The organism is Mesorhizobium sp. WSM4830 (genome assembly GCF_055811495.1).
The window spans coordinates 166,929-189,636 of sequence record NZ_JBVVQI010000011.1 but is presented as its reverse complement, the minus strand read 5'-3'; the positions used below and the strand labels follow the sequence as shown (position 1 = coordinate 189,636).

Below are 22,708 nucleotides of genomic sequence, written 5' to 3'. Positions count from 1 at the left end.
CTAAGCAGAGAACGGACTGAAGAATAGCCGCGCTGCAGCAGCAAAGGAGATCGATCGCTTCCCCGATACCACAACCACTATCGGCGGAGTACCGAATCGGCCGGCTGAGCCGTCGTTATCGGATCGGCGTGACGATGCACAATCTTCCACAGACCATCTTCTGGGCGAAAGACGCTCGTCGCGCGTAACGCAAGAGGCGTGACATCGCTCCGACCGCCAACCTTGGACCTGAGCCGCTCCACTTCGACGATGTATGCCAGCTCAGACGTCACACACTTCGCTATGTTCTCGAAGCCGGTAGCATCGCCGTCCCTGTAGTTCGATGCCGCTTGCTCCATCGTCTCAACGACCTGCTCCCATCCATGCGCGAAAGGGCCAAAGGGATTGCCCAGTGTTACGTCGTCTCGTTGGGAAAAGAGCTTCTTCGCTGGCGCGGGGTTTCCTTTCATGAACTCATCCAGGGCCAGGTGGTATTTTTCAACTGCTTGATCGAAGTCACTGGCGTCGAGGGACACGTCATCCTCCCTGTCGTTTTTATTTCTGATCCGGACTGGCGACCACAGGTCTGTGTGCCCGCAGCGGTGAAGCATTTCCCTACTGCGGCGTAGTGCAGGTTGGCTTGGTCATTATAGCACGGCGTGAGACAAGTTTCGCGACAGCGTTATGAGACGGCTCGGTTCAAACACGAGACTTAGTCCTTGGCCGCCTCGGCCGCCTTGGTGTTCAGAAGCCCAAAGCCGAAGTCATTGTCCCGCCCCTTGGGGCCGAGATCCTTTGCCGTGGCGGCCAGTGCTTTCTCGACCCAGCCGGCCGAACGGTCGGGCGCGGCATGGAACAGATTGGCGATCGCGCCGGTCACGATCGCCGCTGCAAACGAAGTCCCGGTCACCACATCCGAGCCGGTGCCGCTCGGCGCCACCATCTCGACGCCGGGAGCGGAGATGAAGACGTAGGCGCCGCGATTGGCCTGCGGCATCAGCCCGTCCTTGGCATCGGTGGCCGTCACCGCGATCACGCCGTCGAAGGCGGCCGGATAACCATACGGCGCCTTCGGTCCGTTATTGCCGGCGGCCGCGACCAGCATGATGCCGAGCGCGCGTGCATTGCGGCAGGCGATGCCGAGCAGGTCGTTCTTCGGGCCGACGAAGCTCATGTTGATGATGCGGACATCCTGCTCCGCCGCCCAGTCGAGCGCCAAAAGGATCACGTCCATGGTCGACTTGCGGCCCTCGAAGGCGCGGGCGTGATAGATCCTGGCGCCCGGCGCCATGCCTTTGAACGCGCCGGTGCCGGCGATCAGTCCGTCGACCGAAGTGCCGTGGTCGCGCGCCTTGATCGGCACGTCGGGCATGGCATCGAACTGCCCGGCAATAACGCCGGAGAGCGCCGGATTGCCGTCGTCGATGCCGGTGTCGATGACGCCAATGCGGACATTCTCGCCGCTGGCCGCGTTGGCGTCGAGTGCGATGCGCTCGAACGCATAATTGACGATGCTGGCCGCCTGCTGCAGCGCATAGACGTGGTTGGCCTCACGCCGCAAAGTACGGCCGTCGGCGGCAAGCTGCGCCAGCACGACGCCGACCGGGCGGCCGTCGGGTATGCCGAAGCGCACCAGTATGTTGCCGAGCAGTCGCGACTGCCGCTGCGAGCGTATCTCGAGGCCGAACGAGGCCGCGATCTGCTGGACCGCGCTGGCATCGCCATTGACGGTGACCAGCACCTCGTCGGGCACGAAATCGCCAATCACGGCGCGCGGCGGCTCGGTTGCGACAAGATCGGTCGGCGCAACCACCGGACCGCCCGCCCCGGCAGCCTGTATTGCCGGCGCGCCGGCGGGTGGAGCGGGCGGCGGCGCTGCAGTGTTGCTAGGAGGTATCGGCGCCTCGGTGACTACGGCAGGATTGGGGAACAGATCGACAATCAAGCCCGGAAGAAACACCGCGCCCGTCGTTCCACGAGCCGGCGCTTTGCCGCCATCCTTCACGCCGCCGCCATCCTTGGGGCAGTCGGCGCTGGCAGCACTTCCCCGGTTCAGGCAGTCGATCTCAGCCTGGCTGAGGTTCGGGTCGTTGGTCTGGGCCATTGCGGACGCGGCGAAGATTGTCATCGCCGCCGTCACTCGAATGACCGCCTTAGCCGCCATCAGCCGGCTTCCTTCCCTCCAGTGCAGCTTCGGTGAAAGGCTGGGCGGCAATAAGGCCAAGCAGCTTCTGATAGTCGGCGGCGGTCTTGGCCGGAACGCCGAGGCGGAATAAGCCGTCGGCGGTCGGCCCGCCGACGATCTTCAACTGGTTCTGGTCGAGAAAAGCGACGATGTCGGACAGCTTCGCATCCGCTTTGAACTTCACCAGTGCAAACGGCATTTTGGCCAGATCGTCTTCCGATCCGGCAATCTCGAAATCACCACCTCTGTTGCCGGTCTGCACAAAGGATTGCGCGACGACCAGGGCCAGCAGCACCGCGGCCACGGCCCAGGCGACGCCGGCCGGCACCGCCATGAAGCGGCTCCAGGCCTGCGCTAGCCAGGACGATGCCGCAGGCGCGCGGGGCGGGCCGGCCTCGGCGTCGAGCGCCTTGGCAAAGCGGCTGAGCGCATCGGCCGGCGGGCGGATCGCCTCGTTTGCGGCAGCGGTGCCGGAGAATTCGGCCTCGGCCTCGCCTAGTGCGGCCATCGCCGCCGGATCGCTCGCCAGCCATTCCTCGATGGCTTCGAGCTCGGTGCCCTCCAGCGAGCCGTTCAGATAAAACGGCAGCAGCATTTCCATTTCGTCGCGGCGTGACATTTTTTCAGCGGCGCTCATGGCCACCCCCTGTCGTAACCGGCGGCCTTGAGGGCTTCGCCGAGTTTCTTGCGGGCGTAGAACATCCTGGTCTTGACGGTGGCGACCGGGATGCCGAGTACCTCGCCGATCTCGCTCACCGATTGCCCGTGATAATAGGCAAGGTCGATCACCGCCCGGTGCTCTTCCGGCATGGCATCGATAAAGCGTCGCAAGGCAGCGGCTTTGTCTTCCTTCATCGTCACGACTTCCGGCGTGTCGGCGCCGTCGGCGACCTGGGCCGCGTCATCGTCGTCGATCCAGTCTTCCTTCTTCTTGCGCAGCAGGGACAGCGCCTTGAAGCGGGCAATGCCGAGCAGCCATGTCGAGACCTCCGAGCGCCCCTCGAAGGCCGGCGCCTGCCGCCAGAGCTCGAGGAACACCTCGTTCGCGATATCGTCGGCCATCAGTTCCGATCCCGTCTGGCGTGCCACGAAGCGGTAGACCCGCGCGTGGTGGCGCATGAACAGGAGCCGCACGGCGGCACGGTCGCCCTTCGCGACCCGCTCGACGAGCGCGCGATCGGTCTCCGCGGCCGTCATCGCCGGTCGAGCCGCCGGCTCCTGCCTGCTCTGTCGCTGATCGGCCCAAAAAGGTTCACCGCATCCGCCCGAGAATTTTTGCGGAGGCTAGCCGAAGAGCGGAGAGGTTGCCAGAGTGTACAGTTCTCCCTTTTTTTGGGATACTGTCTCACTCAGTGGCGCCAAGCGGAAGGCGGCCGCCAGGCTGGCAATGACGGCGGCCACGTTATGGCTCATACCCATCGGGCAAGGTGCAGTCGTTCAGCCTCGGGCGGAGCGTAATTGGACGACATCGCCGTGCAGGGATTCCCGACAGTTTTGTAACTCAACGGTCCGCTGCTGGGCGACTAAGGTCCCGATCGCAAACGGCAACCCAGCCTGAAGAGACGAGTCTCATGACCAACAACAGCTCTGCGGCCGCGATTCTCATGGAGCAGTCGCCGATGGCGGTGTTCGCCGCGGTCAAGCCTCGACGCGAGTGGTGGGGCGCATGAAGCCTTGCGCGGTCGGAAGGAGCTTTCCATGAGATTGATTAGGCTGAAAGCGCCGGGAGGCTTGGAGAATCTCAAGCTGGTCGAGGAAGATTGCCCGGAACCAGGGTCGGGTGAGTTGCTTGTCAGGATACGTGCGTGTTCGCTGAATTTCCACGACAGCATGGTGGCGCTGGGCAAGAAACCGTGCGCCGATGGCCGTATCCCGCTGTCCGACGGCGCCGGAGAGGTGGTTGCGGTCTCAGACGATGTCCAAGAATTCAAGGCCGGCGATGCGGTCGTCAGCACCTATTGGCCCCGTTGGCTGGCAGGCGAACCGACGCCGGCCAATAAGAGCGGCGAATTGGGAGATGATGTTGACGGCTATGCCCGCGAGTACGTGTGCATGCCCTGGCATGCCTTCACAAGGGCACCGGCAGACCTCACGCATGCGGAGGCGGCAACGCTTACCTGTGCCGGCGTCACCGCCTGGAAAGCCCTGATGGTGTGCGGCCAGGTGAAGCCCGGTGATACGGTGCTGGTCCTTGGCACGGGAAGTGTATCGCTGTTCGCGCTGCAATTCGCAAAGATTGCAGGCGCGCGGGTTATTGCCACCTCCTCATCGGAGGAGAAGCTGGAAAAGCTAAAGCGATTTGGGGCCGACATTGTCGTCAATTACAAGGCAGTGCCGGATTGGGGCCAGAAGGCAAGGGTTTTGACGGACGGACGCGGCGTCGATCATGTGATCGAGGTTGGCGGGCCCGGCACGCTGGCGCAGTCGATAACAGCATGCAGGATGGGCGGCCACATCGCACTGATCGGTGTCTTGACTGGTTTTGCCGGGCAAGTTTCGATCCCGGCCCTGTTTTCCAATCAGATTAGGGTCAGCGGAATCTCGATTGGCAGCAGGGCAGACCAGGACGACATGATTCGTGCCATAGATGCCAACCGTTTGAAGCCTGCTATCGACCGCAGTTTTCCGCTGCAGGAGATCGCCAGTGCCTTCAAGCACTACGAGTCCCAAAAGCATTTTGGCAAGGTCTGTCTCGAACTTTGACTGCGGTATCCGGCCTCCATTTGGCGTCGCGCATTCGGCCCGGCTTCATGTTCTCCGCAAGCAGGCAGGCCGGGCACCAATCAGTCGAGAAATGGCTCGGCCTTCATTGTCGCCGGCACCGGCACGCCGAGGCGCGCAAGCACCGTCGGCGCGAGCTGCAGCTGATCGAGCAGCGTATTGGCTTCCGGACCCTCGCCGGATCCGAAGTAGTAAAGTGCGAAATCCTGCATCTCCTCGTCGTGGCCGCCATGATGGCCGCGATCGGTCTGGCCATGATCGGCGGTGACGATCACCTCGTAGCCCGCCTGCCGCCAGCGCGGCAGGAAGCCGGCGAGCATGGCGTCCATTGCATAGACGGCATGATCCATCTCGTGGCAGTCATGGCCGAAGCGGTGGCCCATCGAGTCCAGCGTGCAGCTGTGCAGGATGCCGTAGTCGATGCCGTAGCGCCTGGTCAGCATGGTCAACGTCGCGAACAGGTCGACGTCGCTCGGCGTCATCTGGTTCCTGGCATTGTAGCCGGTCATGGTGTGGAACCGGCCATGGCTGATCGGCCTGCCCGGCTCGTCGAACTCCATGTCCTCGACCAGATCGAACGGATAGGCCCGGAAGAATTCGGACCAGTAGGAATGGGTGACCGCACCCGTCTTGCCGCCGGCCTTCGTGACCTCGGAAAAAACGTCCGGCTGTTCGACGCGAAACCGGTTTTCGTTCGACAGGATGCCGTGCACTTGGGGCGGCACGCCGGTGTGGATCGAGGCATAGCAGGATGCCGAGGTCGACGGCAGGACGGAGCGCATCTTCCATACGCGCGCTTCGCCTGATTGCACCCAGCCTTCGAGATTGCCCATCAGCCGTCGCCAGTTCCGGTAAGGCACGCCGTCGAGGATGATGAGCAATAGTTTTGTGTTGAGCGCCAAGGGCGCCTCCATGCGGCTTAATCGGAAAAGTCAGGGCGGGCCTGTCGTTCAATTCACGCCCGGACAGGACCGTCGGGCGCAAAGGGCGGCCCGCTAGTTCCCCGCGCTGGCCATGCGCCGTCCCTTGATCGCCTTTTCCAGCCAGCCGATCTCCATTTCTGGCACCGACGACAGCAAAAGATCGGTGTAGGCATCGAAGGGTGGCGTCAGCACGGTGCTCTTGGCGCCGTAGCGCACCACTTCGCCGCGATACATCACGGCGATCGAATCGGCGATCGACTTGACCGTGGCCAGGTCGTGGGTGATGAACAGATAGGCGACGTTTTCCTCTTTCTGCAGCCCGAGCAGCAGCTCCAGTATGCCGTGGGCGACCAGCGGGTCGAGCGCCGAGGTCACCTCGTCGCAGATGATCAGCTTCGGCTTGGCGGCGAGCGAGCGGGCGATGCAGACGCGCTGTTTCTGGCCGCCCGAAAGCTCGGCCGGATAGCGGTCGACATAGCCTTTGCCCATTTCGATCTTGTCGAGCAGTTCGGCGACGCGTTTGTCGCGCTCGCGCCCGCGCATCCCAAAATAGAATTCCAGCGGCCGGCCGATGATGGTGCCGACCGTCTGGCGCGGGTTCATCGCCACATCGGCCATCTGGTAGATCATCTGCAATTGGCGCAGATCCTCCTTCGGCCGGTCGGCAAGCCGGTTGGCGAGCGGCCGTCCGTCGAAGGTGACGGTGCCTTGTTCGGGCGGCAAAAGGCCGGTGATGGCGCGCGCCAGCGTCGATTTGCCGGAGCCGGACTCGCCGACCACCGCCAGCGTCTGGCCCGGGGAAATATCGACCGAGACGTTCTTCAGCACCTTGATATGGCTGCGGCCATAGGCGGCGGTGATGTTCTTGACCGACAGGAACGGGCTCGTGCCGGGCTTCTGCTCCTGGTGCTCGATCTCATGCACCGAGACCAGCGCATTGGTGTATTCCTGGCGCGGCTCCTTGATGATCTGGCGCGTGCCGCCCCATTCAACCAGCCGGCCATGGCGCAACACCATGATCTCGTCCGAGACCTGGGCGACAACCGCAAGGTCATGGGTAATGTAGAGCGCCGCCACATGCGTGTCGCGGATGGCATCCTTGATCGCCGCCAAGACGTCGATCTGCGTCGTCACGTCAAGCGCCGTGGTCGGCTCGTCGAAGACGATCAGGTCGGGTTCCGAGCACAGCGCCATTGCCGTCATCACGCGCTGCAGCTGACCGCCCGACACCTGGTGGGGGAAGCGCTCGCCGATGCTTTCGGGGTTCGGCAGGCTGAGCTTCTTGAACAGCGCCACGGCGCGCTTTTCAGCTTCGGCCCGCGTCGCCGTGCCGTGCAGGAGTGCGGCCTCGACCACCTGGTCCATCAGCCTGTGCGCCGGATTGAAGGCCGCTGCCGCCGATTGCGCGACATAGCAGACCTCGCGGCCGCGCAATTTGCGGAACCCTTCGTTGCCGCCCTTCAGGATGTCGCGGCCATTGAGGATGACCTCGCCGCCGGTGATGCGCACGCCGCCGCGGCCGTAGCCCATCGAAGACAGGCCGATGGTCGACTTGCCGGCGCCGGACTCGCCAATCAATCCGAGCACCTTGCCCTTTTCGAGCGTCAGCGAGACATCGTGCACCAGCACGATGCTCTTCGGCGCCTCGCCCGGCGGATATACGGTGGCCTCGATGCGCAGATTGCGGATGTCGAGCAGCACGCCGGACTTCGGTTGCCCGGGCTTTGGTTGCTTGTCAGCCATTACCCGCGTCCTCCCTTCAGGCTTGTCGTGCGGTTGAGCACCCAGTCGGCGACGAGATTGACGGAAATCGCCAGCGCTGCGATCGCCGCCGCCGGAATGAGGGCGGCGCCTATGCCGAAGACGATGCCATCCTTGTTTTCCTTGACCATGCCGCCCCAATCGGCGTCCGGCGGCTGCACGCCAAGCCCAAGGAAGGACAGCGTCGACAGGAACAGCACGGCATAGATGAAGCGCAGGCCGAGTTCCGAAACCAGCGGCGACAGCGCATTGGGCAGGATTTCGCGGAAGATGATCCAGCCGCTGCCTTCGCCGCGCAATTTGGCCGCCTCGACGTAGTCCATGACATTGATGTCGACGGCGACCGCCCTCGACAGTCGGTAGACGCGGGTCGAATCCAGAACGCCCATGACCAGGATCAGCGTCACCAGGTTGGATGGCAGCACCGACAGCACGACAAGCGCCATGATCAGCGTCGGGATCGACATCAGGAGATCGACGAGACGCGACAGCAGCGTGTCGAACCAGCCACCGAAAACCGCTGCCGAGAAGCCGAGAATGGCGCCGAGCGAGAACGACAGCGCGGTCGCCAGCACCGCGATGAAAAGGGTGATGCGGGCGCCGTAGATCATGCGCGACAACAGATCGCGACCGAGATTGTCGGTGCCCAGCCAATGCGCCGCCGACATCGGTTCCCAAGGGACGTCGCTGACGATCTCGGCATTGCCGTGCGGCGCGATCCACGGCGCAAAAATTGCTGCCAGCACGAACAGCGCCGTCAGCACGATGCCGACCAATGCCGGGATGGGGATGCGTTTGATGACGAGCATACCCGACCCCTTCATTTCGGATGTCTGAGGCGCGGATTGGCGACGATCGCCGCTATGTCCGCGATGATGTTCAGGCTGATATAGACGGCGGCGAAGATCAGCCCGACCGCCTGCACCACAGGCACGTCACGCTTGGTGACGTGGTCGACGAGGTATTGGCCCATCCCCGGATAGACGAAAATGACTTCGACCACGACGACGCCGACGATGAGGTAGGCGAGATTGAGCATGACGACGTTGATGATCGGCGCAATCGCATTGGGGAAGGCATGCCTGCGGATAACCGCGAAGGCCGAAAGCCCCTTGAGTTCGGCGGTTTCGACATAGGCCGACTGCATGACGTTGAGGATCGCGGCGCGCGTCATGCGCATCATATGGGCGAGCACCACCAGGGTCAGCGCCGCCGCCGGCAATGCGATGGCCTGGATGCGTTCGCCGAACGGCATTCCGTCATAGACGGTGGAAATGGCGGGAAACCATTGATGTTGCACCGCAAAGAAAAAGACGAGCACATAGCCGACGAAGAATTCCGGGAAGGACGTCGAGGCCAGCGCCAGTCCCGAGATCAGCTTGTCGACCCAGCCATTGCGGTAGCGCACCGCGATCAGCCCGAGGATGATCGCCAGCGGCACCGCGACGACCGCCGCCCAGAAGGCGAGGAACAGCGTGTTCCACAGCCTTCCCTTGATCGAGGTTGCGATATCCTGACCGCTCGACATAGCCGTGCCGAGATCACCGGTCAGGATGCCGCCGAGCCAGCGAAAATAACGGATGTAAGCGGGATCATTGAGGCCGAGCTGCTCGCGCAGATTGGCGAGCGACTCCGGTGTCGCCGACTGCCCGAGAATGGCTTGCGCGACGTCGCCGGGCAGGATCTGGGTGCCGGCGAAGATCAGGACCGAAACGGCCAATAGAAGGATGATGCCCAGCGCAATGCGCTGGGCCACCAGTTTCACGATGGGTGAGGACATGTCCGCAAGGCCGGGCTCAGGCTTCGAGCCAGCACTTCGCCAGAGCATATCCGTTCATCAACTCCTGATGCGGATCATCCACCCACCCGGCAACCTTGGCGCCCGTCGCGTCGATGAACTGATTGAACATCGGCAGGATCAGGCCGCCCTCGTCGCGCACCATCACAGCCATGTCGTGGTACATTGCCTTGCGCTTGGCCTCGTCGAGCTCGGCGCGAGCCGCCAGCACCATCTTGTCGAAATCCGGACGCTTGAACCGTGTGTCGTTCCAGTCGGCCGTCGACAGATAGGCGGTAGAGTACATCTGGTCCTGGGTCGAGCGGCCGCCCCAATAGGAGGCGCAGAAGGGCTGCTTGTTCCAGACTTCCGACCAGTAGCCGTCGCCCGGTTCGCGCTTGATCTCCAGCTTGATGCCGGCCTTGGCCGCGCTTTGCTGGAACAACTGTGCGGCGTCGACGGCACCGGGGAAGGCGACATCCGAAGTCCGCAGCAGGACGGCACCGTCATGGCCCGATTTCTTGTAGTGGAACTTGGCTTTGTCCGGATCGTACTTGCGCTGCTCGATCTCGGTGAATAGCGGGTACGATGCATTGATCGGGAAGTCGTTGCCAAGCGAGCCATAGCCGCGCAGCACCTTGTTCAGCATTTCCTCGCGGTCGATTGCCAGCTTCAACGCCATCCGCAAGTCGTTGTTATCGAACGGCGCGGTGTCGCAGTGCATGATGAAGACGTAGTGGCCGGGTCCCGAATGGTTGCGGATGGTGACGCCGGGCACGCGCTTGATCAGGTCGACGATCTTCGGCTCGACGCGGTTGATCATGTGGACCTGGCCGCCCTGCAGCGCCGCCGTGCGCGCCGTGGCGTCGTTGATGACGATGATCTCGATCTGGTCGGCATGGCCCATCTTGTCGCCCTGCCAGTAATTGGCGAAGCGCTCGCCGCCATGGCGCACGCCGGGCTCGTTGGTGGTGACCTTGTAAGGGCCCGCCGAGATGCCGGCATCGGCCTTGTCCTTGCCGCCGTTCGGCTGGATGATCAGGTGATAGTCGCTAAGCAGATAGGGCAGGTCGGCATTCGGCTCCTTCAGCATCAGCACCACTTCCTTGCCGCTGGCCTTGATGCTCTCGATGCCTTTCATGTAGCCGAGCGCGCCGGACTTCGACTTCTCGTCCGAATGGCGTTCGAGGGTGGCGGCCACGTCCTCAGCGGTCACCTTCTTGCCGTTGTGGAACTCGACGCCATCGCGGATCTTCAGCGTCCACGTCTTGGCGTCGTCCGACGAGCCGATCTCTTCGGCAATGCGGTTCTCGAGCTTGCCCTCGGGAGACAGCTCGACGATCAGTTCGCCCCACATCTTGCCGAAGGCGAACGGCACCTGCGTCATGAACAGCGCCGGATCGAGGCTGTTGGTGGACTCGCCACCGACCAGGCCGGCCTTGAGCGTGCCGCCCTTGACCGGACCCGCCGCGCGTGCGGCACCGGAAAGCAGCGAATTGGCGAAGGTTGCGGTGACGCCGAGCGCTGCCGCCCGGCCGAGAAAATCGCGACGGCTCAGCTTGCCGGACGCAACGCGCCGGCTCAGATATTCCAGTTCGTTCGACATGTTGAGTTCCTCACTCTGTTGGTCCGACCTTATGGTCGTTTTTTCTCATTTCAATCGGGAGAATAATGACCGTAAGGGAAAGCGGTAAGCAAGACCGAATGCGACATGCCGTGGCGTAAATCGTGCGTCGCAATTGGACCAATCGCTATAAGCGCTCAAAGCAGTGCGCGCGGGATTTTCTCCTCGAAGTTGCGCTCGAAGACCAGTTTCTCGCCTTCATAGGCTTCAATTCTGGCGCTAACCATGAAGCTTTGCGCGTCGGAGCGCATTTCGGCGAAGGCTTCGGTGCGCACCGACCATTCATTTCGCGACAGCGTCTGGGTCCAATGCGTCTTGCCCGACGCTGACAGCGGATTGTCGGGATGGATCGACCATGTCTCTCTGGCGACGCTCCCATTGGCGAGGCCATGCTCCAGGTCGCGCACTTCGCCGAAATCGTCGACGATGGAAAGCGTGATCATTCCGGTCTTTTCGTCGCGATCGACATGACGCTCGGAATTGGCGGCGCGGACCGTTTCGGTTGCCCAGGGCGTGGCGCCTTCGGGGGCGGGGAAGGTGACCTCGTCGCATGTCGCCGGCGGGCGCAGCGGCAGCATCAACGCCGCGGCCGACAATTCCAGCCGGACCGGCTCCGGCGACGGCCAGATCATCGGCCAATAGCTGTTCGAGATGGCAACACGCAAGCGGTGGCCGGCCGGCACGCGATAGGCGCATTGATCGAGCACCACCCGGGCGCTGACGGTTTCGCCGGGCACCAGCGCTTCGGGAAATTCGTGCGAGTTGCGATGCGTCAGGTTGAGCACGCCGTACGAGATCAGCTCCGACGCTCCGTCCGGATGGACGTCGCACAGCCGAACCGCGATGTTCGCCTGGCGCCGGTCCGACGAGACCCTGACCACAACTTCGGGAGCACCGACGATGTCGATCGCTTCGATCAGCACCGGCTGGTCGAAGCACACCGACAGCGCATCGTCGGGGCGCTGGTCACCCGGCAGTTCCGGGCCGAAGGTGAAGGGGAAATATTCGCCACCGGCAAGGCCGCAGTTTTGCGGCGAAGCGACGATAGCGTGGTTGCCCTCAGCGATAAGCTCAACCTCTTGCGTCTTGATGTTGGGTGACGGCCATTCCGATTCAGCGACCCAGCGGCCCGGCCGCTCGGGATGCCAGCGCGCCGGACGCACGCTGTCCATGAGATAGGCGCGGTAGGCGGGGTCGGCCTCGACGCCGGTGTCGATGTCCTTGAGCCAGTGGTCCCACCAGCGCAAGGCCTCCTGCAGGAAGCCGATGCGCGGTTCGGGCGCGGCGTAATGCGGGTATTTGTGGATCCACGGGCCGACGATGCCCTTGACCGGCGCCTCGATATTGGCGGCGAGGTGGGAAATCGTATTGCGATAGCCGTCATGCCAGCCGCCGATCGACAGCACCGCGGCATGGATGGCGGAATAGTCCTCGCAGATCGAGCCGCGCTTCCAATAGGCATCGCGATGCTGGTGCTTCAGCCACTGCGGCGCCAGGAAGGGCTGGTTCTCCAGCCGGGTCAGCCACAGGTCGCGCCATCTGTTGTCGCCGGCCAGCAACGGATCCGGCGGCCGCGACGAATAGGACAGCATGGTCGAGGCCCAGCCGAAATTCTCGATCAGCAGGCAGCCGCCCTTGTAATGGATGTCGTCGGCATAGCGGTCGACCGTCGAACAGAGACTGATGACCGCCTTCAGCGCCGCCGGCTGCTTAGACGCCACCTGCAGGCAGTTGAAGCCGCCCCACGAAATGCCCATCATACCGACATTGCCGTTGCACCAGGGCTGGGCCGCAGCCCAGGCGATGACATCGCAGGCGTCCTGCAGCTCTTGCTCGGAATATTCGTCGCCCATCAGCCCTTCGGAATCGCCATTGCCGCGCATGTCGACACGGATCGAGGCGTAGCCGTGGCCGGCAAAATAGGGATGCGTCAGCTGATCGCGGTAGATCGTGCCATCGCGCTTGCGATAGGGCAGGTGCTCGAGGATTGCCGGCACCGGATCGTCGGCAGCATCGGCCGGCATCCATACCCGCGCCGACAGGCGACAGCCGTCGGGCATGACGATCCCCATGTCGGGAAATTCGACGATCTTGCGGGGGAATTCAGTGACGGTTTTCATGCATGCTCTCCAGGATGTCAGTGACGCACGAAGCGCCTATGCCATGAAGTCAAACCGGCGACGGTCTGTGTCGTCGCGACGACGATTTTGGCGGGGCCTCACTCGATTTCCATCTTGCGCTGTTCCGTTAATTTATGTATTACGTTTATTCGCTTGGACCGACGCACTGAGGATGGTCTCGCCTGAAAATCGTTTGGGATGAGCCGAAGCGTGTGACGAACCTCGAAAATCGCGGTCTCGATTTTGCCAGACTCGATATCGAGTTCTTTGCGACCGCGACCGTCCTCCCAGCCAAAGCTGGCCGGTTCAAAGCGATTGGCAAATACAAGGAGACTATTCTCGCCGTGATTTTCAAGCCGCTCGGTTCCGAAGCCATTTCGGTGATCTCGATGCGTCGCGCCAGCCGAAAGGAAAGGTCAGGATATGAACGATCCTAAATCGCGCGTTCGACCGCTTACCGATGAGGAGGAGGCGGAAATCCAAAGACAAATTGTTGCTGATCCTGATGACGCGGAGGCGACCGACGAACAGCTGGCGCAAGCCAGGCCTTTCGCGGAAGTGTTCCCTGAACTTTTCGAGAGCATCAGACGTGCTCGTGGTCGGCCGGCCGTGGAGAAGCCCAAGCAGGTTGTGTCCATCCGCCTGGATCAGGATGTCGTCAGCAAATTCAAGGCCACCGGCAAAGGCTGGCAAGCCAGGATTAATGAGGTGCTGAAGAAGGCGAAGGTAAGCTAGGCATCCGCGTCAATTCAGCGGAATGTCGTTTTCGTCCTTGCTTGCCTGATAGGCACCGGACAGCTCGTCGTAGCGGGCGGAGATTGTGCCGATCCGTGCTTCCAACCGCTTGCGTTCGGTCTCGGGCAACGATCGTACGAGTCTGCGGATCGAAAAGCTCTTCCAGTAGGCATTCTCCGCATTGTAGCCGCCGGGATCGAGGGTGAAGACCTCCTTCAGGATCTTCAGATCGTGCGGGATGTCGAAGTTGTCGCGCGAATCTTCGTGGCTGAACAGATAGTAGAAATTGTCGAAGCCGGTCCAGGTGATCGCCGACAGGCAGAGCGAGCAGGGCTCGTGGGTGGCAAGAAAGATCGCGTCCTTGGTATCGACGCGTTCGGCCTTAGGCATTTCGTAGAAGCGCTTCAGGCAGTGCACCTCGCCGTGCCAGAGCGGATTTTCGATCTCATTGTTGGTTTCGGCAAGCACCAGCGAACGGTCGTCCTTGCGCAGGATCGCCGCGCCGAACAGCTTGTTGCCATGCGCGACGCCCTCGACGGTCTTCGGCACGATGTCTTGCTCGATGACGTCGAGCAGGCGGTCGATCAGCGAGATGTCGGACATCACCGGCTCCCATCCGGAAGATCGATCTCGTAGGCGTGCGAGAAATGACACTCTTCGAGGTTGGAGCCGTCGCCGCCACGGTCGACAACCAGGAAGTCCTGGGTCTCGCCGATCGGCGTCAGCACGCCGTGCCACAAATTGCGCGGATAGTTGACGCCTTGCCCGGGCGCGGTGATGAAGGCATGCGGCTCGCCTGGGCCTTCCTCGCCGTCATGGCAGACGACGACCAGGAATGGCCGTGGCGACAGCGGGATGAAGGCCTGGCTGCCAAAAGGGTGGCGTTCCACCATGGTAAGCTTCAACGGCAGCTCATAGGGCGTGCCGCGCACCATCGAGATCAGGACGCGCGCATTCGGCCCTCGTGCGTCCGCGGTGGCGAGATCGTGATAGCGCTCGGCCTTGCCGCCGTTGATCGGATAATGGTTGTCGCCGCCCATATCGATGACGTCGCCGAATTCGGCGAAATTCTCGCGGGTCAGCGGCCGCGCGACGATGCGGGTCATGGTGCTGGTCTCGCCACGCCGGCGCTGCCAAGCTTGGCGTGGCGGTTCACGTCCTTGTAGAGAAGGTAGCGGAATTTGCCTGGCCCGCCGGCATAACAAGCCTGCGGGCAGAAGGCGCGCAGCCACATATAGTCACCGGCCTCGACTTCGACCCAGTCCTGGTTGAGACGGTAGACCGCCTTGCCCTCCAGCACATAGAGCCCGTGCTCCATGACATGCGTCTCGGCGAAGGGAATGACCGCACCAGGCTCGAGCGTGACGATGGTAACATGCATGTCGTGTCGCATATCTTCAGGATCGACGAAGCGCGTGGTCGCCCATCGGCCTTCGGTACCCGGCATCGGCGTCGGCGCGATGTCCTGTTCGTTGGCGAAGAACGCTTGCGGCGGCTCGATGCCGTCGACTGCATCATAAGTCTTGCGGATCCAGTGGAAGCGGACGGCGGCGCCGCTTTCATTGCGCACCGTCCACCCGCTCGCCGGCGGCAGGAAAGCAAAGCCGCCCGGCCTTAAGCTATGTTTCTTGCCGGCAAGCGAAACGCTCAGCTCGCCTTCGACCACGAACAGCGCACCTTCGGCGGCGGCATCAAGCTCAGGGCGGTCGCTGCCGCCGCCAGACGCGAGCTCGACGATATATTGCGAAAACGTCTCGGCAAAACCCGACAGCGGCCGCGACAGCACCCAGACGCGTGTCCCATCCCAGAACGGCAAGGCGCTGGTGACGATGTCCTGCATCACGCCCTTGGGGATGACGGCATAGGCCTGCGTGAATACAGCGCGGCCGGTCAGCAATTCGCTCTGGCCGGGATGTCCGCCCTGCGGCGCATAATAGGTTCGCTCGGCCATTTTCATCATATCCATAAATTCAAGCCTGTTGCGGAAGCCAGGGCCCATCGCGGCAGCCAAAGCCTATTGCGGAAGCATGTCCTTGAGACGAAGCAGCGCGATGCGCTCGACCTGTCTGCAGGCGGTTTCGAATTCGACATCGTGGCTGTTGCCGATACGCGCCTCGAACTCGGCCAGGATCTCCTGCTTGGTCTTGCCTTTCACAGCAATGATGAAGGGGAAACCGAAACTGGTGACGTAGGCGGCGTTGAGTTTTGCGAACAACTCGCGCTCCTCGTCGGTCAGCGCGTCGAGACCGGCCGAAGCCTGTTCCCTCGACGATTCCGCCGTCAGCCGCTTGGCCTGCGCCAGTTTTCCGGCAAGATCGGGGTGGGCATTGAGCACGGAAAGCCGCTCGGCCTCGCTTGCCGCGCGAAAGACGCGGCAGAGCGCATTGTGCAGGCCGCCGGCACTGTCATGCGCCGGGCCGAGCTCCAGCTCATAAGCGCGCTCGGCAATCCACGGCGAATGTTCGAAGACGCCGCCGAATGCGTGGACGAAGGCCTCGAATTCCATTTTTGACGGGCGCAGCGCCGGCAACCGGAACGGATGCGTCTCCTGCCAGTGTTTTGCTATGTCGATGCGCCGTGCCAGCCAGACCTTGTCGTGCGATTTGACGTAGTCGATGAAGCGCTTCAATGCCGCGACTCGGCCCGGCCGGCCGACGAGGCGGCAGTGCAGGCCGATATTCATCATGCGCGGCCGCCCTGCCTTGCCCTCGGCATAGAGCGTGTCGAAACTATCCCTGAGATAGGCAAAGAACTGGTCGCCAGAGTTGAAGCCCTGCGGCGTGGCAAAGCGCATGTCGTTGGCGTCGAGCGTATAAGGGATGACCAGCTGCGGCTTCGCCGACCCGTGCGGTATGACATGCTCGAACCAGTAAGGCAGTTCGTCGTCATACGTGTCCGACACATAGTCGAAGCCGCCCTCTTCCGCTGCCAGTCGCACCGTGTTGATCGAGGTGCGGCCGGTGTACCACCCGGTCGGCCGCGCGCCTGTTACCTCATAATGCACCCGGATCGCCGCCTCCATGTCGCGGCGCTCGTCTTCTGGCGCGTGGTCGCGGTAGTCGATCCATTTCAGCCCGTGCGAGGCGATCTCCCAGCCGGCCTCCTGCATCGCCGCAACCTGATCGGGCGAACGCGCCAGGGCCGTGGCGACGCCGTAACAGGTGACCGGCACTTGCGCCTCGCTGAACAGGCGCAGCAATCGCCAGAAGCCGGCGCGGGCGCCGTATTCGTAGATCGATTCCATGTTCCAGTGACGCTGGCCGGGCCAGGGTGCGGCGCCGACGATCTCCGACAGGAAAGCCTCCGAAGCCTTGTCGCCGTGCAGGACGCAATTCTCGCCGCCCTCCTCGTAATTGACGACGAACTGCACCGCGACATGCGCCCCGCCGGGCCATTTCGGATCGGGCGGATTGGCTCCGTAGCCGCGCATGTCTCGTTCGTAACGCATTCTCGCTCCTGCCGGAAATTGTGATCAGGATAGTCGAAAGGAGTGCCTGCGCATTCCCCCGAAATTTTTGAAAGTGTTTTTGTCGCGCTCCGCTCGACCGGGACTTATGCATCGCCTTTAATTGGCGCACAATTCATGAATAGTGTTCGACTGTGCAGGGAATGGAGCAGCCAGTGGCGGAAACGTCGAAAGCCGAAGGCGGGCGCCTCACAACCCACGTCCTCGACACTGCGGCCGGCAAGCCGGCGGCCGGTCTGTCGATCGAGCTCTATCACCTTTACGGCCATGCCCGGACGCATCTGAAGACGGTCGTCACCAATGATGACGGCCGCTGCGATGCTCCGCTGCTTGCCGGCGCGGAATTCCGTACCGGCGAATACGAGCTGATCTTTGCGGCCGGCGATTATCTGCGCCGGCAGGGGACAAAACTGCCGGAACCGGCCTTCCTCGACCATGTGCCGATCCGCTTCGGCATGGCCGAGCCGATGCACTATCATGTGCCGCTGCTTCTGTCGCCGTATGGCTATTCGACTTACCGGGGAAGCTGAGATGGCCGGGATCAAGACACGCAACGAAATCCGCTTCATCCTCAATGGCGAGGACGTCTCGCTCGGCACGGTTGCACCCGACCAGACACTGCTCGACTGGCTGCGGCTCGACCGCTCGCTGCGCGGCACCAAGGAAGGTTGCGCCGAGGGCGACTGCGGCGCCTGCACGGTGCTGGTCGGCAGGCTCTGCGGTGGAACACTGGTCTATGAAAGTGTCAATGCCTGCATCCGCTTCCTTGGCTCGCTGGACGGCACGCATGTCGTGAGCGTCGAGCATCTGCGCGGCGACGCAGGAAAACTGCACCCCGTGCAGCAGGCGATGGTCGATTTCCACGGCTCGCAATGCGGCTTCTGCACGCCGGGTTTCGTCATGTCGCTTTATGCGCTGTGGATGCGGTCGCCGGAGCCGTCGGACGCCGCCATTGAAAAGGCGCTGCAAGGCAATCTCTGCCGCTGCACCGGCTACGAGGCGATCATGCGCGCCGCACGTGCCATCTCCAGCTACGGCAAGGCGGCAAAGGATCCGCTGGCGGCGGAGCGCAAGGCAGTCACGGCCAAGCTCGAAGCGATGAAGGACGGTTCGCGCATCGAGATCGGCTCCGGCAACAGGCGACTGATCGTGCCGGCCAATGCCGACGATCTGGCCAGCGTGCTGGTCAAGGAGCCGGGCGCCACTATCGTCGCGGGTTCGACCGATGTCGGCCTTTGGGTTACCAAGCACATGCGCGATATTGCGCCGGCGGTTTTCATCGGCAATCTCGATGGTCTGTGCGGGATTTCCGAGGACAAGGGCGTCGTCTCGATCGGCGCCGGTGTCACATATAGCGAAGCCTTCTCGACGCTGGCGAAGCGCATCCCGGCGCTCGGGCCGCTGTTCGACCGCATCGGCGGCGATCAGGTGCGCAACATGGGCACAATCGGCGGCAATATCGCCAATGGTTCGCCGATCGGCGACACGCCGCCGCCGCTGATCGCACTAGGTGCCCGCCTGACGCTGCGCCGCGGCGACAAGCGTCGAACGATCCCGCTCGAGGATTTTTTCATCGCCTATGGCAAGCAGGACCGGCAGCCCGGCGAATTCGTCGAGGCCGTGCATGTTCCGGTGCCGGGCAGCGAGACGAAATTTGCCGTCTACAAGATCACCAAGCGCCGCGACGAAGACATCACAGCAGCGCTAGGCGCGTTTTTCCTGAAGCTCGCCGGTGATGGCAAGGTGGCGGATGTGCGCATCGCCTATGGCGGCATGGCGGCAACGCCGAAGCGGGCCTTTGGCGTCGAAAAGGCATTGCTTGGCAGGCCCTGGACGGAAGCGACGGTGGAGGCGGCGATGGCCGCCTACGCCGGCGATTTCACCCCGCTGACCGACATGCGGGCAAGCGCCGAATACCGGGCGCTGGCGGCGCGCAACCTGCTGCTGCGCTTCTTTGCCGAAACCACAGGTACCCGGGCGCCGATCCAGGTATCACGGCACGAGGCGGCATGATGAACAAGCACGCCACGCCAAACCTGAAGGCGCAAAAAATCGCCGGCGGCGTCGCCACCGACCAACGCCATGATTCCGCGCACAAGCATGTCAGTGGCACGGCCGTCTATATCGACGACATGCCGGAACCGGCCGGCACGCTGCACGGCTGCCTTGGGCTTTCGACGGCGACGCATGCCACCATCACCAGCATGGACCTTTCGGCGGTGCGCGCCGCACCCGGCGTCATCGATGTGCTGACGGCGAGTGACGTGCCAGGCGAGAATGACATTTCGCCGACCGGCCGTCACGACGAGCCGGTGCTGGCCGACGGCAAGGTGCAATTTTCCGGCCAGCCGATCTTCTGCGTCATCGCGCAAACCCGCGAGCAGGCGCGCCGCGCGACGAGGCTGGCCAAGGTCGAATACAAGGAATTGCCGTTCGTCGCCGATGTCGCCGAGCTCGATCCCAGGAAAGACAAGCTGGTCACGCCGCCGCTGACGCTGAAGCGCGGTGATGCAGCGGCTGCAATTAAGGCGGCGCCGCGCCGGCTGAAGGGAAAAATGCGCATAGGCGGCCAGGAGCATTTCTATCTCGAAGGCCATATCGCCTTGGCCATTCCTGGCGAGGACCACGACGTCACCATCTATTCCTCGACCCAGCACCCGAGCGAAATCCAGCACATGGTCAGCCACGCGCTCGGTGTGCCGAGCCACGCGGTGACGGTGGAAATCCGCCGGATGGGCGGCGCTTTCGGTGGCAAGGAAACGCAAGGCAATCAGTTTGCGGCATTGGCTGCTATCGCCGCGAAGAAACATCATCGGGCCGTGAAAATCCGGCCCGACCGCGACGACGACATGATCGCCACCGGCAAACGCCACGATTTCCTCGTCGACTACGAGGTCGGCTTCGACGACGAGGGCAATATTCTGGGCGTAGATTTCATGTTCGCGGCGCGTTGCGGCTTCTCGGCCGACCTCTCCGGCCCGGTCACCGACCGCGCGCTGTTCCATTGCGACAACACCTATTTCTGGCCGGCGGTGCACGCGCAATCGGCGCCGCTCTACACCAATACGGTATCGAACACCGCCTTTCGCGGCTTCGGCGGTCCGCAAGGCATGGTCGGCGCCGAGCGCGTCATCGACGAAGTCGCGTTTGCCGTCGGCAGGGACCCGCTCGAAATCCGCAAGAAGAATTTCTACGGCACTAGCGACCGCAACATCACGCCCTACCACCAGACGGTCGAGGACAACATCATCCACCGCATCGTCGCCGAGCTGGAGGCGAGTTCCGACTATGCGAGGCGCCGCCGCACCATCGATGCTTTCAATGCCAACAGCCGCTTCATCAAGCGCGGACTGGCGCTGACGCCGGTCAAGTTCGGCATCTCGTTCACCGCCACCCATTACAACCAGGCCGGCGCGCTGGTGCATGTCTATACCGACGGTTCGGTGCATCTGAACCACGGCGGCACCGAGATGGGGCAGGGCCTCTATGTCAAGGTGGCGCAGGTTGTGGCGGAAGAGTTCCAGATCGACCTCGATCAGGTCAAGATCACCGCGACGACGACCGGCAAGGTGCCGAATACCTCGGCCACCGCCGCGTCTTCCGGCTCCGACCTCAACGGCATGGCGGCGCAGAATGCCGCCCGCCAGATCAAGGACCGGTTGATCAATTTTGCCGTCGAGAGATACCAGGTGCCGCGCGATCAGGTGCTGTTCCTGCCCAACCGCGTGCGCATCGGCAACCAGGAGATCGCCTTCGCCGATCTCGTCAGGCAGGCCTATATGGCGCGCATCCAGCTTTCGGCGGCGGGTTTTTACAAGACGCCGAAAATCCATTGGGACCGCGACAAGGGCGAGGGCCATCCCTTCTACTATTTCGCCTATGGAGCCGCGTGCTCGGAAGTCTCCGTCGACACGCTGACCGGCGAATATATCGTCGAGCGCACCGACATCCTGCACGAAACCGGCCGCTCGCTGAACCGCGCCATCGACCTCGGCCAGGTCGAGGGCGGCTTCATCCAGGGCATGGGCTGGCTGACGACGGAGGAACTGTGGTGGGACGACAAGGGGCGGCTGCGCACCCACGCGCCGTCGACCTACAAGATCCCGCTCGCGTCGGACCGGCCGAAGATTTTCAACGTCACTTTGGCCGACTGGGCGCAAGCGGGCGAGCCGACGGTGCACCGCTCCAAGGCGGTCGGGGAGCCGCCTTTCCCGCTCGCCATGTCGGTGCTGCATGCGCTGTCGGACGCTGTGGCGAGCGTTGCCAGCCACAAGATCTGCCCGCGTCTTGACCCGCCGGCGACGCCGGAGCGTGTGCTGATGGCGATCGAACGGCTGAAGCGGGAAGCCAGGACCGGCACTTGAATCCCGGAAAACGTGCAATTCAGGCCGAAAAACTCTATATTTCGCGATAGGGAACGCGAATGATGAACGCGAAAGTGCAGAGCCTGAAAGCCTTTCTTGCCGGTGCCGGCCGGGTCGCCTTGGTTGAGGTGGCTGGGACAAAAGGCTCGACGCCGCGCGAGACGGGTGCCCTCATGCTCGTCTCGGGATCGGCCACTTTCGGCACGATCGGCGGCGGCCAGCTCGAATATATGGCGATCGACAAAGCGCGGCAGATGCTTTTCTCCCCCCTTGAGGGGGAGATGGCCGCGAAGCGGCCAGAGGGGGTCGTCTCAGAAGGTACCGCCAGCGCGTCGAGCACTGCCGCGGCGACCCCACCCGACGGCTTCGCCGCCACCCTCCCCTCAAGGGGGAGGGATATCCGCGCCACCCTCGACATCGCGCTAGGCCCTGAGATCGGCCAGTGCTGCGGCGGCAGGGTCGAGCTGCTGATCCGGCTGGTTGACCCCGCCCTTGAAGCCAAGCTTGTTGCGGCGGCGGAGGCCGAGGAGGCGCAACTGCCGCATGTCTACATCTTCGGCGGCGGCCATGTCGGCCATGCGCTGGCCTCGGCGGTGGCTTTGCTGCCGGTGCATGTCGTCGTTGTCGAGACGCGAGCCGAGGCGCTGGAGGGCATGCCGGATACGGTCGAAACCAAGCTGACGCCGATGCCTGAGGCAATGGTGCGCGAAGCCCCGGCTGGATCCGCCTTCGTCGTCCTTACCCATGACCACGCGCTGGATTTCCTGATCGTCGCCGAGGCGCTGAAACGCCGCGATGCCGTCTATGTCGGCATGATCGGTTCCAGGACCAAGAAGGCGACGTTCCGGAACTGGTTCCTGAAATCGGCGGACGGAAGCGAGGCGGAATTTGCCCGCCTCGTCTCGCCGATCGGCGGCGATGCGGTCAAGGACAAGCGCCCACAGGTGATCGCCGCACTCGCCACGGCCGAAATCATGACGGCGTTGGCCGCTCACGCGATAACACCGGCAGCGCCGTCCAAAGCCCGTCGCGGCAAGGAGATGGCCGGCTGAC

21 protein-coding genes are annotated in these 22,708 nt (G+C 63.1%); 7 read left to right on the top strand and 14 right to left on the bottom strand.

From position 1 onward, the window contains the following. Nucleotides 1-77: 77 nt before the first annotated feature. From AC0L2Y_RS16590 to AC0L2Y_RS16575, 4 genes are all read right to left on the bottom strand, one after another. On the bottom strand, nucleotides 78-515 hold the full coding sequence (locus AC0L2Y_RS16590) for a YybH family protein (protein WP_473557803.1): 438 nt from the start codon (nucleotides 513-515) through the stop codon (nucleotides 78-80). Between the two features lie 176 nt (nucleotides 516-691). Next, a complete protein-coding gene (locus AC0L2Y_RS16585; protein WP_473557802.1) occupies nucleotides 692-2,143 on the bottom strand; it encodes a S8 family serine peptidase in 1,452 nt (483 codons plus the stop codon). Next, on the bottom strand, nucleotides 2,133-2,801 hold the full coding sequence (locus AC0L2Y_RS16580) for an anti-sigma factor (RefSeq protein ID WP_473557800.1): 669 nt from the start codon (nucleotides 2,799-2,801) through the stop codon (nucleotides 2,133-2,135). Before AC0L2Y_RS16580 ends, AC0L2Y_RS16585 begins: the two co-directional genes overlap by 11 nt. Further along, nucleotides 2,798-3,361: a sigma-70 family RNA polymerase sigma factor gene (locus AC0L2Y_RS16575; protein ID WP_473557797.1), complete on the bottom strand. Its 564-nt coding sequence runs from the start codon at nucleotides 3,359-3,361 to the stop codon at nucleotides 2,798-2,800. The genes AC0L2Y_RS16580 and AC0L2Y_RS16575 overlap by 4 nt, the downstream gene beginning before the upstream one ends. A 501-nt stretch (nucleotides 3,362-3,862) precedes the next feature. Between AC0L2Y_RS16575 and AC0L2Y_RS16570 the strand changes: the two genes are divergently transcribed. After that, nucleotides 3,863-4,867: a zinc-dependent alcohol dehydrogenase family protein gene (locus AC0L2Y_RS16570; RefSeq protein ID WP_473557796.1), complete on the top strand. Its 1,005-nt coding sequence runs from the start codon at nucleotides 3,863-3,865 to the stop codon at nucleotides 4,865-4,867. A gap of 80 nt (nucleotides 4,868-4,947) precedes the next feature. Here AC0L2Y_RS16570 and AC0L2Y_RS16565 read toward each other — a convergent pair whose 3' ends face one another. From AC0L2Y_RS16565 to AC0L2Y_RS16540, 6 genes are all read right to left on the bottom strand, one after another. Next, nucleotides 4,948-5,787 (bottom strand): alkaline phosphatase family protein, encoded by an 840-nt coding sequence (locus AC0L2Y_RS16565; RefSeq protein ID WP_473557794.1) that lies wholly within the window; start codon nucleotides 5,785-5,787, stop codon nucleotides 4,948-4,950. Between the two features lie 93 nt (nucleotides 5,788-5,880). Next, nucleotides 5,881-7,551 carry an ABC transporter ATP-binding protein gene (locus tag AC0L2Y_RS16560; RefSeq protein ID WP_473557791.1) on the bottom strand — a complete coding sequence of 557 codons (1,671 nt, stop codon included), beginning with the start codon at nucleotides 7,549-7,551 and terminating at the stop codon, nucleotides 5,881-5,883. After that, nucleotides 7,551-8,378, bottom strand: coding sequence for an ABC transporter permease (locus AC0L2Y_RS16555; protein ID WP_352469848.1), 828 nt, complete (start codon nucleotides 8,376-8,378; stop codon nucleotides 7,551-7,553). The genes AC0L2Y_RS16560 and AC0L2Y_RS16555 overlap by 1 nt, the downstream gene beginning before the upstream one ends. An 11-nt stretch (nucleotides 8,379-8,389) precedes the next feature. Next, nucleotides 8,390-9,349: an ABC transporter permease gene (locus AC0L2Y_RS16550; protein ID WP_023718086.1), complete on the bottom strand. Its 960-nt coding sequence runs from the start codon at nucleotides 9,347-9,349 to the stop codon at nucleotides 8,390-8,392. Between the two features lie 16 nt (nucleotides 9,350-9,365). Then, the gene (locus tag AC0L2Y_RS16545; protein WP_473557789.1) at nucleotides 9,366-10,952 is read right to left on the bottom strand and encodes an ABC transporter substrate-binding protein; all 1,587 of its coding nucleotides are present in this window, start codon (nucleotides 10,950-10,952) and stop codon (nucleotides 9,366-9,368) included. 155 nt (nucleotides 10,953-11,107) lie between these two features. Then, on the bottom strand, nucleotides 11,108-13,090 hold the full coding sequence (locus tag AC0L2Y_RS16540; protein WP_473557786.1) for a CocE/NonD family hydrolase: 1,983 nt from the start codon (nucleotides 13,088-13,090) through the stop codon (nucleotides 11,108-11,110). A 182-nt stretch (nucleotides 13,091-13,272) separates the two neighbouring features. Here AC0L2Y_RS16540 and AC0L2Y_RS16535 point away from each other — a divergent pair, with 182 nt between their 5' ends. Both AC0L2Y_RS16535 and AC0L2Y_RS16530 read left to right on the top strand, forming a co-directional pair. Further along, nucleotides 13,273-13,527: a BrnT family toxin gene (locus AC0L2Y_RS16535; RefSeq protein ID WP_473557858.1), complete on the top strand. Its 255-nt coding sequence runs from the start codon at nucleotides 13,273-13,275 to the stop codon at nucleotides 13,525-13,527. After that, nucleotides 13,514-13,825: a BrnA antitoxin family protein gene (locus AC0L2Y_RS16530; RefSeq protein WP_473557784.1), complete on the top strand. Its 312-nt coding sequence runs from the start codon at nucleotides 13,514-13,516 to the stop codon at nucleotides 13,823-13,825. Before AC0L2Y_RS16535 ends, AC0L2Y_RS16530 begins: the two co-directional genes overlap by 14 nt. Nucleotides 13,826-13,834: 9 nt before the next feature. On the opposite strand, the gene AC0L2Y_RS16525 is transcribed toward AC0L2Y_RS16530, so the two are convergent. The 4 genes from AC0L2Y_RS16525 to puuE all read right to left on the bottom strand — a co-directional run bounded on the left by AC0L2Y_RS16525 (nucleotide 13,835) and on the right by puuE (nucleotide 17,273). Then, complete coding sequence (locus AC0L2Y_RS16525) at nucleotides 13,835-14,428, bottom strand: nucleoside deaminase (protein WP_473557782.1); 594 nt, start codon at nucleotides 14,426-14,428, stop codon at nucleotides 13,835-13,837. Further along, a complete protein-coding gene (locus AC0L2Y_RS16520) occupies nucleotides 14,428-14,931 on the bottom strand; it encodes an ureidoglycolate lyase (RefSeq protein WP_473557779.1) in 504 nt (167 codons plus the stop codon). Before AC0L2Y_RS16520 ends, AC0L2Y_RS16525 begins: the two co-directional genes overlap by 1 nt. After that, on the bottom strand, nucleotides 14,928-15,776 hold the full coding sequence (locus tag AC0L2Y_RS16515) for a bifunctional allantoicase/(S)-ureidoglycine aminohydrolase (RefSeq protein ID WP_473557777.1): 849 nt from the start codon (nucleotides 15,774-15,776) through the stop codon (nucleotides 14,928-14,930). Before AC0L2Y_RS16515 ends, AC0L2Y_RS16520 begins: the two co-directional genes overlap by 4 nt. Before the next feature lie 63 nt (nucleotides 15,777-15,839). Next, nucleotides 15,840-17,273, bottom strand: coding sequence for an allantoinase PuuE (puuE, locus tag AC0L2Y_RS16510; protein WP_473557774.1), 1,434 nt, complete (start codon nucleotides 17,271-17,273; stop codon nucleotides 15,840-15,842). A 173-nt stretch (nucleotides 17,274-17,446) separates the two neighbouring features. Here puuE and uraH point away from each other — a divergent pair, with 173 nt between their 5' ends. The 4 genes from uraH to xdhC all read left to right on the top strand — a co-directional run bounded on the left by uraH (nucleotide 17,447) and on the right by xdhC (nucleotide 22,707). After that, nucleotides 17,447-17,821 carry a hydroxyisourate hydrolase gene (uraH, locus tag AC0L2Y_RS16505; RefSeq protein ID WP_473557772.1) on the top strand — a complete coding sequence of 125 codons (375 nt, stop codon included), beginning with the start codon at nucleotides 17,447-17,449 and terminating at the stop codon, nucleotides 17,819-17,821. A gap of 1 nt (nucleotide 17,822) precedes the next feature. Continuing rightward, on the top strand, nucleotides 17,823-19,304 hold the full coding sequence (gene xdhA, locus AC0L2Y_RS16500; RefSeq protein ID WP_473557770.1) for a xanthine dehydrogenase small subunit: 1,482 nt from the start codon (nucleotides 17,823-17,825) through the stop codon (nucleotides 19,302-19,304). After that, entirely contained in the window at nucleotides 19,304-21,655 is a 2,352-nt protein-coding gene (gene xdhB, locus AC0L2Y_RS16495; protein ID WP_473557768.1) for a xanthine dehydrogenase molybdopterin binding subunit, read from the top strand. The genes xdhA and xdhB overlap by 1 nt, the downstream gene beginning before the upstream one ends. Nucleotides 21,656-21,717: 62 nt before the next feature. Further along, the gene (xdhC, locus tag AC0L2Y_RS16490; protein WP_473557856.1) at nucleotides 21,718-22,707 is read left to right on the top strand and encodes a xanthine dehydrogenase accessory protein XdhC; all 990 of its coding nucleotides are present in this window, start codon (nucleotides 21,718-21,720) and stop codon (nucleotides 22,705-22,707) included. The last annotated feature ends 1 nt before the right edge of the window (nucleotide 22,708 follow it).